Here is a 13,698-nt window from a genome sequence, read left to right as displayed (position 1 = left end):
TCAAGCGCCCGGGGTTCCTCTGGAAATCAAGGACTGTAACGGGAGCGATAGAACGAAGCGCTGGGCGGCGCGCCGAGGTCGGAGAAGTCATCGAATACCTGGAACAGCCCGTCGGGGGGAGCGTTGGTGGTTTCCCAGAGGCGCAATGTACCGATGAACTCGGCATTGGTGGAGCGCTGCGCTTGATAAGGGTAGCCGGGCACGCCTGCAAAAGAGGCAGTGACGGTGGAATCTGCGCCCAGCGCAACGTGGGTTACCCGCCCGGCTACGTTCGTGTTCACAATGATGAAGACTGTTCCAGCGGACATTCCGCCGAAGCTATCGGTAACCGTGTAGGTAAATTGGTCGTCCACGTTCAGGCTGTTTGTGTAGTAAATGGACGTGGCATCGGCATAGAGCGTGACGTTATTTGTTGAAGTGGCGGAAACGACAGGCGACCCAAAAGTGTCCAGGTCCGGATCCGAGTCATTAGCCAGCAAAGCGGATTTATTGATCTTGAGTGAAAGACCGATGCCGCGCGAGAAAGTGTCGTTTCCAACGAGAGGCGGTGAATTGAAGTTGACCGTCATTGTGTCGCTGGCGGCGGCGCATGGTGATTGGCCGCCGCTGGTCAGGGTCAAGTTAACGGAGCGGGTCGCCAACCGCTCGTTTGCTGTGGGAATATAGCGGCCTGTGCCGTTGTTGAAGTCCTCGAAAGTTCCGCCGCCGCCGCTCCAGGTTGCGGTCGCCGCGCTGCCGCCCATGGTGCCGCCCAAGCTGACCGAAGTCGTGCTGGTTGGCACGGTCTGGTCGGGGCCGGCACTTACGGTGGCGGGCGCTTTAACGGTGACCGCCGCGTTTCCAGCTAGTGTGCCGGCCGGACAACCGGTTGAATCCGTCAACGTCGTGATCATGTAGTTAGTTGAAACGCCCGGACTCACGCTGCGGGTGGCTGGACTTGAGGAGGCATTCTGGACGAAGCCGTCAGACCATGTAATCGTCCACGGTCCGGCGCCGGTCAGGTCGGCAGAGACAGCGGTGGAACTGCCGAGGCAAATGGTTGTGGAGCCGCTGACGTTTGCTGTGGGGCCCGAGGCGGCAAATGGGGAGACAGTGGTGAGATGGACATTGTCGAACTGCCACATGTTACCGTTGTTAGCGTTGCCCGCACGCAGCCGAACGACGTTGAACGAGGCATCGTTGCTGCCGAAGTTGAACGACGCGGATGAAGTACTGCAGGATTCGGTTTGACTGAAGTTCGGATTGACCCAGAGCGTGAGGTTCCTGGTGACGAAATCAATCCTGGCGCAAAGCAAGGTCGTGGTGAAGGTGCCGATGGCGGTCGAGCTGTCCGCGCCCGCGCCGTTCAGGCTGCCCGAAGCGGTGGCGCCCCAATTCGCGGCTTGCCACCGCTGACCGATGAGGAATTTCTCTGTCGTCCCGTTGTAGAGGCCGATGCCGCCATAGCTGTTTGCGGTTGAGAAGTTGCCTCCGCTCGCGCCGCCCGCCGAGACCAGAGCATAAAGGTAAACTGTTCCGGAAGAAACCGCAGAGGACAAATTCCTCCTGGCTTCGAGAATATTGATTTCGCCCATCGTGTTATTGAGAGGATACTCAACGAAGGGAATGGTTGAAGCGACGGTATTGACTGTGCTTAACGAGCTTTGAATAACGTTCGGCGAACTGGCATAGCCTTGGTCAGACCAACTGCTCAACCAGCCTATGCCGCCACTTTGACCGTACAGGCTGGCGGAGTAGCCGGTGAAATCGTCCACGGCAAGGTCACCGGACACGGCGAGTTGTATGGTGTCATTGACAAAATACGCGGCGCTGCCGTCAACCCAGTATTGGACATCCACGCTCTTGCTGCCATTTCCGGGTGTCAGCGTGCATTCCGAAGTTGCGGTGTAGGGTTGCCATGCACCCCAAGCGCCATTCCCAACTCTAACGCGCATCTGGGCGGCCCCCGCGGCCTTGTGATAGAGCGTGACATTGGGGGTGCTGGTTATGGCATCACCAAGATTGATGAGCGCCAGGTCGTTCGTGGCGGAGCGATTGACGAGGACGTTAGAATCGGCCCCTACCAGAAAGCGCGACCGAAACTTACCATACAAGTTCCGTCCCGTCGTGCTGAGGGCGTTGGTGGTCACTTCGATCACATGGATACCGTCGGCAACGGCGCTGGAAAATGTCAGTTCTCGCGTAGCCGCGTTCCAAGCCAGATTCCCCGGGGCAACAGGCTGGCCGTCATAGCGAAAAGCAGCCTTCACTGAGGCCTCCTCCATCAGCTCGCTAAACTGCACCTTTATGTCCGCGCCGCTGCCGATGAAGCGCGCATCATGCGCCGGTACCACATTGATAACCACGGGGTTGAGCGGCTGGAAATTGCCCTGACGAACGAACACTTTGATGCCATAGCCTGGGACATCGAGCGAAGCCAGCTTTCCGCCCTCAGTCAGTGTATAAGTCTCGGCGGGATTAAGCGCGTTGACGATAACATCCCCCGCATTCCAGCCGGTGTAGAGGTTCCCCAGGCCGCCGCCCGCGGAGAGCGTGCTGCTCCAGGTGTTGAAGGCGATCATCGCCCAGTTGCTGAGGTCACCCCAGGCACGGGAGTAGATGTAAATGCCATTCTCCGACCCGGTTTGACGCCAGCGCTCGTAAATCTCCTGGGTCGCCTGGAGCGCGGGATATCTCTCGCGGACATTCATGCACTTCTGGACCCAAAGGTAGTGCGGGTTGGTCATGTCGAAGTTGTCTTTCTGTGCCGGGTTGGGAGCAACAAGCGCATTCACGTTGTCCCACGCAAGGCTGGTCATGAAGTCTTCGCGCGACCAGCCGTCCAGCGCCGTGCCATAGGAACAGAACCCTTGCTCGTCGCCATAATAAAACAGCGGCATGCCCGGCCAGAACGCGATAATGGCGCTGGCAAGATCGGTCTTCTGAAGACCTTGGGCGGCGCCGGCGGGATTGTGGACCATGCGCCACTGGTCGTGGTTATTGTAGAAGTTGAGGTGCGTGTAGCGGAAATCGGCTACCGCCGGATCATAGAAATCAAACGCGGCGAGGTCGGCGTCCAGGCAGGACTTAAGGTTGCCTAGGTTGCCGTTGGCTTGGTCTTTGACGGCGCTCTGGAAGAAGTCGAAGTAGGCGCGGTAGTTGATACCGCCGGCCATGGTGTAATCGGCGTCAATGAACGCGTAGGGGTCCCCGTACTGGTTGGGGCTCTTGCCGCGGCCAACCATCGTGGCGGCTCTTTCGCGCGAGCAGTAGAACTCGCCGAAGATAAAGAAATCATTCTTGCCGAGCGTGGCGGCGTGGGCCTTGACCGCCGGGCACCATCGCTGGAAGAAGTAGCGTGGCACCTGCATCGGCGTGTCCATGCGGATGCCGTCAATGTCGCACGAGGAGATCAGCGCCTTGGTCATGGCGATAATCTTGTCCTGCACGCGCGGGTGGGTGGTGCGCAGGTCGTCCAGGCTGCCGTAGATCTTCCCCAGGTGGTTCTGCCAGGGATCACCGTAGTTGCCCAGGTCACCGTTATGATGCAGGTCGCTGGACCAGAACGACCCGCTCCCGCTATCGGTTCGCCGGTAGCCGTCATCGCCGAAAATGTCACAGTACTGGCCATTGGGGTCAAAGGTGTTGTCCACCGGGAAATCCACATAGGTCTGGGCGGGGTCACGTGGGAACAACTGGTACTCGCCGGAGTGAAGGTGGAATGGCGCGCCATCGGACGGATGTCCTTCAAAGTAGTACAGGTTCTCGAGGTGATTCACGACGATATCCACGATTACATACATGCCGAGCGAGTGAGCCTTGTCCACCATCGCGCGAAAGTCCTCCACAGTCCCAAACCGCTTGTCCAAAAGCGTAAAATCTATCTGCCCATAACCGTGATAGGAATTGTTCCGGTTCTGGAAGATGGGCGAAATCCAAATCGCCTTGTAACCCAGCGCGTGGATGTAATCGAGCTTGTCCCGGATGCCAAGAAAATCCCCGCCGTGCCGAGCGCCTACATCGCGCAAGTCGTAACCCGAGTAGGCCAGTTCATTATTGGACGGTTCGCCATCGTTCCAGCGATCGGTGATGAACTGATAGACAGGGATCTTCCGCCAATCAGCAGGCGAGGGGAAATACGTATGACCGTTCCAACCGCCGTAGTAATCCGCGGGGTTCGAGCCGGGGTTAATGTTGACGTTCCAAGCGCTGTTCTGCTCTGTCCAGGGAGAGGCGGCGACGGGAATCGCAGCGGCTGAAAACAGTGCCACAGCAAACGCGGTTAGAACTATTCGGGGCTTGGCTGACATGAACAGAAAGATACCACGCCCCGGTATGCAGTGGGAAGGCTCATTGCTCGCATGATCATGCGGTGCGCAATACAATCACCGCAGGCTTCGATGTGGCTGAAACCGATCTTTGCGCCCCAGCGCTATCCAGTCCACCATGCAGGCCATGAGCTGTTGCTCTTGTGCACGATCCCGCGCGCTTCCGTGGCTGGTCGGCCTCCTGCCGTGGCCAGCCGTGCTTCCGGCCATTGAGCCCTGCCGCACGGAGGTAATTGAGCAGGGTAGCGGCTGACCGGTTCCGCTGGTGGAAATGCTCATCACGCAAAACGTCCGTTTTGTCACCGACAACGCCAGCGCCATCGCATTCGACCTGCCGGAATTAATGGGGTGCGTAACGTGGCAAGTTGATCGCGTGGGTTGGGGCGCTTTGGTTGCGTTACTGTTCCTTGTGTATTCCGGTCGAAACGTGCATAGCCGGGGAGTCGCGGAGGCGGGGGATCGGTAAGCTCAATAGCGGCGAGGACGAGAAACGCGGTCCCAGGCGCCGCGGAGCTTGGCGCGCAAGGTCGCCAGCGAACGTCCCAGAGGGGTGACGGCGTATTCGAGATTGGCGCTTTCGGTAGTGCGGCGGTTCATGCTAAGGACCTTGTCAATGTTATAGACTTTGGTCAGCGCGCCGAGTTGCTCCATGAAGATGCCGTCAGCATGATGGGCGTCGCGCTTATCATCGGAGTGAAACTTGGAGGTCTTATAGACCCGGCGGAACTCCTCAAGGATCCGCGAAGTGTGACAGAGCTGAAGGCTGTCCACGCGGCAGTCTAGTCTCCGGCCACCGCAAAAGCGGCCTCTGGGACGGTCCGCGATCCGGCGGCCAGTGACTCGGGTCTTGCCCTCCGGATCCACCACGCCGATATCCTGCGAGGCATACATGGCTTGCGGAACACGGTTGTTCTGGCAGTAGAAATTCCAGTAAGTCTCAAACGCTTCCGGGTAAAGCAGGTCGTCGTCACACAGGTACATGATCAACTCGCCCTTGGCACGGTCTGAATTCAGCCACTGGTTGAGGCACCAGGAGGCCATATTTCTGGTCCTGGCAAACTCCGGCGTCTCTCCGGTTGAAATCACCGTGACTCTGGGGTCTGTGAGGTATGCAAAGAAGCCCCGGTTCAGCAGCACACCGCTGTCCATGAGAGTGGCCTCCCAGTTCGGGTGTGTTTGGTCCAACACGCCCTGAATGGCCTCTTTGACTGAAAGCGGCTTGTTGTGAGAGATGATCAGGATGCTGAAGTCAGCCATGGCACGAGAGGGAGTTCCGTTGGTAGTCATTCTGGGCCACCGGCGCATTGGCCGACAGGCCGATCAAGCCTTCGATGGGGTCAGCTTTCCCCAGAGGCCATGATTGGCTTCGTCGTAGCGAGCCCGTTCGCCAAAACGGCAGCCGTAAGGCGCTGAGGGAGGGAAGATAAAGATCATTCCCCGGTTGCGGTTGCTCCACGGGTTGACGCAGAACTTGTAGTCCCCGGGAACGTGGTCTGCGATGTAAGAGAAATCCAGCTTCTGTTCCTTATACTGGTCGAAGTACAAGCCGTTGCCGGCGTCGAAATCGTCAATGAGAATAACCGGGTTTTCGCATTGCCCGAACACTATATCCAGTTCATCACGCAGCGGCCAATAGGCACCCCAGTGTGCATCCAAGTAGAACAATGAGTGGGTGCGGATCTCAGGCAGGTGTGCGCGGAGAAACTCAGGCGAGCTCTTAGTCTCATAGATCAGGTTGCGGGCATGATAAAACTCAAGCCGCCGCTTCCAGTCTCTCACATCACAGGTGAATATCCGCTCGAATAGCAGGCTCATGGCGAGCGACGTCTCGCCGTCGTAGGTGCCGGTTTCGACAAAGTTCAGCAGCCTGAAGTCAGCTTGCAGCTTCTTGATCACGAGAATGAGGTTGGGATCAATGATGACGCGGCAAACGAATTGGTCGTGGCAGTATCGCGCGCGCGCTCTGGCATCGTCGCCGAACTGGCGCCGTAGCGCTTGAAACTCGATGTCCGTCAATCGCCGGGCCTGCCGTCTGCGGAACAAGAAGCGCTTGACACATTCGGGTGCCAGATCAAAAGCGCGGTCCTTGAGAGTCTTTGCCATATCAGAGCTTTGGTTCAAGCTGGAGCATGGTTCGAGCAGTGGAAGGAAGCGATGCCGGTGGCGTCGCATTGTACTGCGGCTGAACAAGCAGCGAGCGGTGGCTGCCGCGAGGTAAATAGGTTGGTCATTACCGCAGGAACGCTAGCCGAAACCCGGTTTGGGCGTCAACCACATCGAGCCAAATCAGGATGGGTGGCAAGCGTGATCGCCGCCGCGGCACTTAAGGCCTTTACCTGTCCTGCCCGAATGGCCGCATAGATTTCCTCGGGGCGCAAAAGCAGAATCTCCATTTCCTCCAGGTCCCCCGATTTCGGCGCAGCAACAGCGCGGGCCTTTCGCGCGGCAAAGACGTAGGCTTTGGAGCAGCCATAGTTGGCGTGCGCGACAAAGGAGCCAATTCTCCGCCAATCTTCCGCGGCATATCCTGTTTCCTCAAGCAACTCTCGTTGAGCCGCAGCCAAAGGATCTTCGCCTGGGGAAATCGTGCCGGCGGGCACTACCAGCGTCACGTCTCCGATCCCATGCTTGTACTGCCGTTCCATCAGGATGTGTCCGTCGGCAGTGCTGGCCACCACCAGCACGAAATCCGTCATTTGGACCTGGTGGTAATCATCCACCACCCGCCCATCAGAGACCCGGACCCTCTGGCGAATGACGCGGATATACGGCGGCGCCTGGAAAACCTCACGGCTGTCCAATACCTGCCACGGTTTGAGTTGATGGTCTTTCGTTGGAACCATGCAGCAAGAGTGCCTGCACGTTGGAGACGTTGAAAGCAATTAACCTGGAATTCCTCTCTGGGACAGTGGCAACATCAGCGCAGGCGCCGGGGCTGCGATCAGGTGCCGAGAGGATTCTTTTGGTCAAATACGTTGTAGCGCTTGCCGACTTCAGCTTTGTTCTTGAGATACCATTCCATGACCCCGGCAATGCCTTGGTCAAAGGAGATTTGGGGCTCGAAACCAAATTTGCGGGCGCGGGTCATGTCCATGAGGCGCTTCTTGTCGCCGGCGGGCTTGGTGGTGTCCCAAACCACTTTCGGCTTTTTCGGCAGATGCGAGACAATGATTTCCACGAGCTGTTTGATGGTGACGCCCTCGCCGCTGCCGAGATTGATCGGCTCGGTGATGCCTTTTTCCACCGCGAGCATCATCCCGCGCGCCACATCTTCAGCATGAATGAAGTCCCGGATCGGTGAGCCATCGCCCCAAACCGTTAGCGGATCTTCGCCCGAGAGCGCGCGGCGGACTAGCGAGGGAACCACCATCGCGTTGGCCGGATCGAAATTGTCGTAAGGTCCGTAGATGTTCGCGGGGCGCACGATGGAAACCTGTTTCCAGCCATATTCAATGGCGTAAGCTTCCGCCTGCAGCTCGCCGACGCGCTTGGCCCAGCCGGGGAACTTGTCATTCTCGGACGGGAACGTCCTCCAGACGTCGTCCTCGTAAAAGACCTCGGCGGGCGCATAGACGCCCACGCTGCTGGTGTAGAGATACCATTTCACGTTCGCTTGGCGCGCGGCTTCCATCATGTTGGTGTTAAAGAGAACGGTGGGCACGAAGAAGCTTGCCGGCTTTTTAGTGCTGACGGCGGGCGATCCTTTAACGCCAAGGAGCTGGAACACATAGTCCATGCCGCGGCACATCTCCTCGCAGGACTCGAATTTCGTGAGGTTGACGCGCCTGAACTCCGCCTGCGGATGCGCGCGCGACGGATCATCCAGCGAAGCGACGCGCACTTTAGCGCCGGCTTCCAGCAGCAGGCGGACCAGTTGCTGACCGACCATGCCGGTGCCACCGGTCACCAAAACACTTCTTCCTTGGTAGATAGACATAGATACTTCGTCTCTAATAGTGGGTTTCTTCGCAGCAAACTGGGCGCTGATGACGCGGTGTGGTCAATGCCCCTTCCATTTGCGGCCCTTTGCCAGTTCTTTCCTATACCAGTCAACCGTCCGCTTCAAACCGTCGGCCAAAGTCACTGAGGGTTCAAAGCCAAACAACCGCTTGGCTTTGGACGTGTCCACCATGCGGAAGGGAATTGTCGTGGGCTTGGAAGCGTCGAAGACAATCGTGGCGTCGGAGTAATCCGCCGCTTTGAGCACTTCCTGGACGACCTCCTTAATTGTCACCGTTTTTCCGTAGCCGATGTTGACCGGATCACAAATGGCGTGTTTCTCCAGCACCAGCAAGGAGCCGCGGACCAAATCGCTGACGTGCGCAAAATCCCGCACCTCGTCGCCGGTGCCCCAGACCTGATATGGACTCATGCGGGACACGGCTTTGACGATCAAGGCCGGAACCACGTGGCAGGAAGCTGGTTCGAAGTTGTCGTATTCCCCAAACACCGCCGTGGGCCGGACAATGGCGACTTTCGTTTTTGACTTCTCGTGGACAAATTCTCCAAGCTTCTCCACGTAACGGCGCATCCAACTGTAGGAAAAATAGGCGGGATGAGGCGGGCCGGACCAAGCCTCCTCCTCCTTGATCGGATAATCGGCGGCGGGATACGTCGTGTGGCTGCTCAACACGAGGAAGCGCTCCACGCCGGCAATCCAGGCAGCTTGAATCAACCTCACGCTCGTAATCAGGTTCCGCGCGATGATCTCCAGGTGCCGGATCTGGTCAACCCCCGCCGCCGAAACCGCGCCGGAAGCGTTGACCACTATTTCAATGTCCTTGAGCATGCGCAGGCAGTCATCAGGATTGGTCAGATCCCCATTAACGATTTCAATCCGTGGGTCCTGCAATTCCATTGCTCGAAAGTGGACCGGCACGCGCACCTGGGCGCCCTGTTCAAGCAATTGCAGCACGAAATGCGATCCCACGAAACCACTCCCCCCCGCTACCAGTACCTTTTTGCCTTTGTAGAATGCTTGTTGATTTGGATTCATGATATAAGTCCTAATACTCTCGTTTACGTGAACCACTCATTTTAGACGATGGCACTGGCCTGCACAAGTTATTTGAAGCAAAAACCTTTTGTCCGGCGGCTCGACAGGCGGGAAGTCGCGGTTGACTTCTTTTTTGAACCGAATATGATGCGCACGATGTGCCATTGTAGTTGTTAGCTGTTTTTATGGATCAACTCGAGCTGCTATTGGTTTGCGTTGGAAACACGAGGAAGAAGGTCTACCAGACTCTGGCGGGCGAGTTTACGGGTATTGAGCCCCCCTCGTGGATCATCATCACCGCGGGTTTCGTCAGAAAGCACGGTCATTCGGTTAAAGTGCTGGATGCAAACGTGGAGAACCTGGACCACGACGAAACCGTGGAGCGGATCAAGGCGGAGAATCCCAAATGGGTGGGGATCGTTAATTACGGGCAGCAGGCGAATACCGCGGCGCCGTTGATGACGGAGACGCGGAACCTTATCAACAAAATCAAAGCCAAAGACCCGGGGCGAACGATCATTTTGACGGGCTGGAATCCATCCGCTCTCCCGGAAAGAACTCTACGGGAGGAGGCTTGCGACTATGTGGGCGAGGGCGAGGCGTTCTACACTTATTTGCGTCTGGTCGAAGGAAGAAAACTGGAGGAGGTCCCGGGGTTGTGGTGGAGGGAGAATGGCAAGATCCGGCACAACTCGCGAGCGCCCAACATTCAGAACCTCACCGCCGATTTAAGCGATCTGGCTTGGGACTTGGTGCCGATCGGGAAGTACCGGTCCTTCAATTGGCTTGGCTTGAGGGACCTGGATTCCAGGCACAAATATGCCTCGATCTACACCAGCCTGGGATGTCCGTTTGACTGCAGTTTCTGCGCCATCCGGGCTACACATGGGGGCGAGAGGAAGATGCGGTTCTGGAAACCCCAGTGGGTGCTCAAACAGATTGACCATTTGGTGGAGAACTACGGAATCAAGACCCTGAAGATCAATGACGAGCTGTTCATCCTCAACCGCAACCATTTTATGCCCATTGCGGAAGGGTTGGCAGAACGGAAAAGGGCGGGGAAGTATCAGCTGAACATCACCGCTTTCGCCAGGGTTGACTCTCTCAAGGTGGAGGACATGCCCTTGCTCAAAGAAGCCGGGTTCAACTGGTTTGAGCTGGGGATCGAGTCGGGCACGCGGAAGGTCCTGGATCTCGCGAGCAAGGGAAGCTACGACCGGGAGAGGATCAAGCACGTCGTCAAGAAAGCGCACGAGCACGGGATTGATTTCTGCGCTAACTATCTCTTTGGCCTGCCGGGAGACACATTTGAAAGCATGCAGGACACCCTCATGCTGTCCTTTGAGCTGATGGCCGCCTTCCCGAGTTTCTTTGCCGCCATGGCGCCGCCGGGCTCGCATCTGTATGACACTTGCAGGCAGAACGGCGTTCCCCTGCCGGAACAATGGATTGGATATGCCCAGCAAGGCTACGATTTCGTGCCCCTGCCAACGGAAACATTGACCTCGAAGGATGTTCTCAAATTCAGGGATTACGCCTTCAATGCCTACTTCCGAAATCCCGCGTACCTGGACATGATGGAGAAGAAATTCGGGAAACGCGCGCGGCGGCATCTCGAGGAAATGGCCAGCCACGACCTGAAGCGAAAGCTGTTCGAGGGTGACCCAGTGCCGGCAGCAGTCTAACCCGGTATCGTTGGCGCCCGAACCTCGCCCGGCAAGGGGCTGCGGGCGGGCGTGGCAGGTTCAAGAGAACTTCTGCCGGTCTTTCCAATCGGCGTAATTCGCAGCCAGCCACTTGACTGTCCGCTGGATGCCGGGCGCCAGGGCGTCGCTGACCTGCAAGCCATAGGCTGTTCGCAGTTTGCCAGTATCAATAAACTTCTCCTTGATGCCCACATAGGCCGTTGGGTTGAAACACACTTCTCCCTGGAAACCCGCCGCCTGGCTGATGGTCAGCGCCAATTCTCTGATGGACTTGCCGCAGCCCGGCCCCACATTGAGGATGTCACGGTGGCAGCGCGGGACGAGTTCGAGCACAATGCGAACAAACTCTTTCACGTCCACAAAGTCACGGACTTGGGTGCCGTCGCCCCACACTTCGACGGTCGGCAGTCCTTCGCGAACCGCGCGCACGAACTTTCCCATCAGGGCCCCCGGCACGTGCGCGGTGGCGGGGTGGAAGTCGTCGTATTCCCCGTACATCGTGGCGGGAATCAAGTAGGTGCCATCGAGTTTGAATTGGTCGTTATAGGCGCAAATGCCCGTGTAGAGCAGCCGCTTGGTGAAGGCGTAGGAATAAACGCTGCCGTGGATGGCGCCGTCCAGGAATTTGTCTTCCGTGAGGGACACCGCGCTGCTGGGGTAAGCGCAAGAGGTGCCGATGGCGATGAGCCTGGCCCCGGGAAGATGGTTGCGCCACGCCTCCAGCACATGAGTATGGATAAGGTTGTTGATGAAGAACTGCTCGGCGGGATGTTTGGCTGGAAACTCGCCCGCCGCCTGGTAGCTGGCCAGATGGATGATGGCGGTGGCGTCCGCGTGGGCGGCAAAGACCGCCTCGGCCTGGGCCCGCACCGTCAGATCGAACTCCCGGCGTGAGAACGCGAAGAACGGGATATTCCGGCGGCGGAGTTCCTCTTGCAGGTGCTTGCCAACAAAGCCTGTGCCGCCAGTAATCAGGATTTTTCCTTGGGGGGAAGGCATAGTTTGGTGCCAGGGCGGCTCAGGACTGCAGCGCGAAGCCTACGAACCGGCGGGGAGCTTTTCCCGGACCCAGCTCCTGATGGACGCGGGGTCCAGCGAAATCATCTTGCGAATGTCGTGCACCGTGCCGTACCAGACGCAAAACCGGTCCGGCAGTCCCAGCGACGAGACGCGCAAATCGGGCACTTCGTGGATGGCCTCCAGCAAGCCAAAGGCGTCATGGACCACCAGAATCCGCGTGTGGCGGAAGCGGCTGATGACTTCCTTGTCAATGGGCTTGATCGTGGAGAAGTAAACTAGGTTGACCGGCAAATCCGCGCAGGCCTCCATGACATTGCCGAGGATGGGGCCGGCAGTCATCAGGGTGACTTCGGCCCCGCTGTCCTTCAGGATATTACCTTTGCCGAACTGGACCGGCACGTTGAGGGTGTGGCCGTGGTCGGAAAGACGGAAGTAGGTCGGATTGCCGCTGGCGTATTGACTGCGGATCAGGGTGTCCAATTCGGTCTTCGAACCGGGCTGGAGCACCTCCATCCGGGGCAGCAGCCGCAGGATCGCCAGGTCGGTGTAACAATGGTGCGTGGCGCCATCCCAGGCGTAATCGAAAGACGCGCCCGTGGTAACGATATTGGCGCAGAACTGGTTGTAGCAGAGATCCAGTTTGATTTGCTCCAGGCTCCGTTCGGTCAGGAAGGGCGCGATCGTGTGAACGAAAGGATGCAACCCCTGCGAACTCAAACCGGCGGCGACGCTTATCAGCGCGTTCTCGCAGATGCCCATGTTGTAGCAGCGCTTCGGGTGTTTCTCCTGGAACGGAATGAACAGAAAATGGCTGATGTCGCCGAGCACCACGACAATCCGCTCGTCCCGCTCCGCCAACTCGACCACAGTATCTCGGAATTGCTTTCTCATGCGGCCTCCAGCTCTTTCATCAACTGCTCGAATTGTTCGGGATTGGGGGACTTGCGATGCCATTCGAACATGTTATTCGCGAGCGTGGGGCAGCCGCAGCCCTTGACGGTGTTGCACACCACCACCTTCACCGTGTCGGCGGGTTTGGCCAACGCCGCCTTGATGGCTTCGAGGTCATGCCCGGCGACCTCCAGGGTTTCACACTTGAACGCCCTGAAACGCTCGGCCGGGTTTGGTATGGGCAAAGACCGGCTTTGGGAGCCGTTGTTATCGTAGAGGATTGCCAGGTTGGCCAGGCGCAGGTTGGCGGCCACCATCACTGATTCCCAAACCATGCCTTCATTGGACTCGCCATCGCCGACGAGGGTATAGACGCGGCGGGGCGAATTCTGAATGCGCAGGGCAAGGGCCATGCCGACCGCCACGGCAACCCCATGGCCCAGCGACCCGGTGGAGAGCTCCACGCCCGGCACCTTGAAGCGGTCGGGATGGCAACCCAGGCGGGACTGGAAAGCCCCGTAGGTCTTAAGCTCGTCCGGCTTGATGAAGCCGTATTGGGCCAGGACGGTGTAGAAGCCCAGCGCGGCGTGGCCTTTGCTCAGGACAAAGAGGTCCCGCTCCGGCCATTGCGGCTGGGCGGGGTCATATTTCATGGTTTCGTAAACCGCGCACAGCATCTCGACCACCGAGAACGTGGTGGGGATATGGCCGTGTCCGCTGGCTCGGGAGGCACGCAGGATGTTCCTGCGTATTTCTTTACAGGCAGGTGTCATGGGAT

Annotated in this window: 10 protein-coding genes; 1 reads left to right on the top strand and 9 read right to left on the bottom strand. The window is 58.2% G+C overall.

All coding sequences use genetic code 11. From position 1 onward, the window contains the following. Window positions 1-26: 26 nt before the first annotated feature. The 6 genes from P5205_17060 to P5205_17035 form a co-directional block, all read right to left on the bottom strand. Window positions 27-4,250, bottom strand: coding sequence for an alpha-amylase family glycosyl hydrolase (locus P5205_17060; GenBank protein ID HSA12074.1), 4,224 nt, complete (start codon window positions 4,248-4,250; stop codon window positions 27-29). A gap of 525 nt (window positions 4,251-4,775) precedes the next feature. After that, on the bottom strand, window positions 4,776-5,564 hold the full coding sequence (locus P5205_17055) for a glycosyltransferase family A protein (GenBank protein ID HSA12073.1): 789 nt from the start codon (window positions 5,562-5,564) through the stop codon (window positions 4,776-4,778). 63 nt (window positions 5,565-5,627) lie between these two features. After that, the gene (locus P5205_17050) at window positions 5,628-6,410 is read right to left on the bottom strand and encodes a hypothetical protein (protein HSA12072.1); all 783 of its coding nucleotides are present in this window, start codon (window positions 6,408-6,410) and stop codon (window positions 5,628-5,630) included. Window positions 6,411-6,574: 164 nt separating this feature from the next. Further along, window positions 6,575-7,150, bottom strand: coding sequence for an NUDIX hydrolase (locus P5205_17045; protein HSA12071.1), 576 nt, complete (start codon window positions 7,148-7,150; stop codon window positions 6,575-6,577). Between the two features lie 98 nt (window positions 7,151-7,248). Next, window positions 7,249-8,244: an NAD-dependent epimerase/dehydratase family protein gene (locus P5205_17040; protein ID HSA12070.1), complete on the bottom strand. Its 996-nt coding sequence runs from the start codon at window positions 8,242-8,244 to the stop codon at window positions 7,249-7,251. A 63-nt stretch (window positions 8,245-8,307) separates the two neighbouring features. After that, a complete protein-coding gene (locus P5205_17035; protein HSA12069.1) occupies window positions 8,308-9,303 on the bottom strand; it encodes an NAD-dependent epimerase/dehydratase family protein in 996 nt (331 codons plus the stop codon). Between the two features lie 185 nt (window positions 9,304-9,488). On the opposite strand from P5205_17035, the gene P5205_17030 reads away from it, so the two are divergent. Further along, a complete protein-coding gene (locus P5205_17030) occupies window positions 9,489-10,988 on the top strand; it encodes a radical SAM protein (protein HSA12068.1) in 1,500 nt (499 codons plus the stop codon). 60 nt (window positions 10,989-11,048) lie between these two features. Here P5205_17030 and P5205_17025 read toward each other — a convergent pair whose 3' ends face one another. From P5205_17025 to P5205_17015, 3 genes are read right to left on the bottom strand one after another with little or no spacing between them, the layout of a single operon-like run. Continuing rightward, window positions 11,049-12,008, bottom strand: coding sequence for an NAD-dependent epimerase/dehydratase family protein (locus tag P5205_17025; protein HSA12067.1), 960 nt, complete (start codon window positions 12,006-12,008; stop codon window positions 11,049-11,051). A 39-nt stretch (window positions 12,009-12,047) separates the two neighbouring features. Next, window positions 12,048-12,920 (bottom strand): transketolase C-terminal domain-containing protein, encoded by an 873-nt coding sequence (locus tag P5205_17020; protein HSA12066.1) that lies wholly within the window; start codon window positions 12,918-12,920, stop codon window positions 12,048-12,050. Next, a complete protein-coding gene (locus tag P5205_17015; GenBank protein HSA12065.1) occupies window positions 12,917-13,693 on the bottom strand; it encodes a transketolase in 777 nt (258 codons plus the stop codon). The genes P5205_17020 and P5205_17015 overlap by 4 nt, the downstream gene beginning before the upstream one ends. Window positions 13,694-13,698: the final 5 nt, after the last annotated feature.

Source organism: Candidatus Paceibacterota bacterium, from assembly GCA_035452965.1.
Taxonomy (GTDB): domain Bacteria; phylum Verrucomicrobiota; class Verrucomicrobiia; order Limisphaerales; family UBA8199; genus UBA8199.
This window is presented reverse-complemented; position numbering and strand designations above follow the sequence as displayed.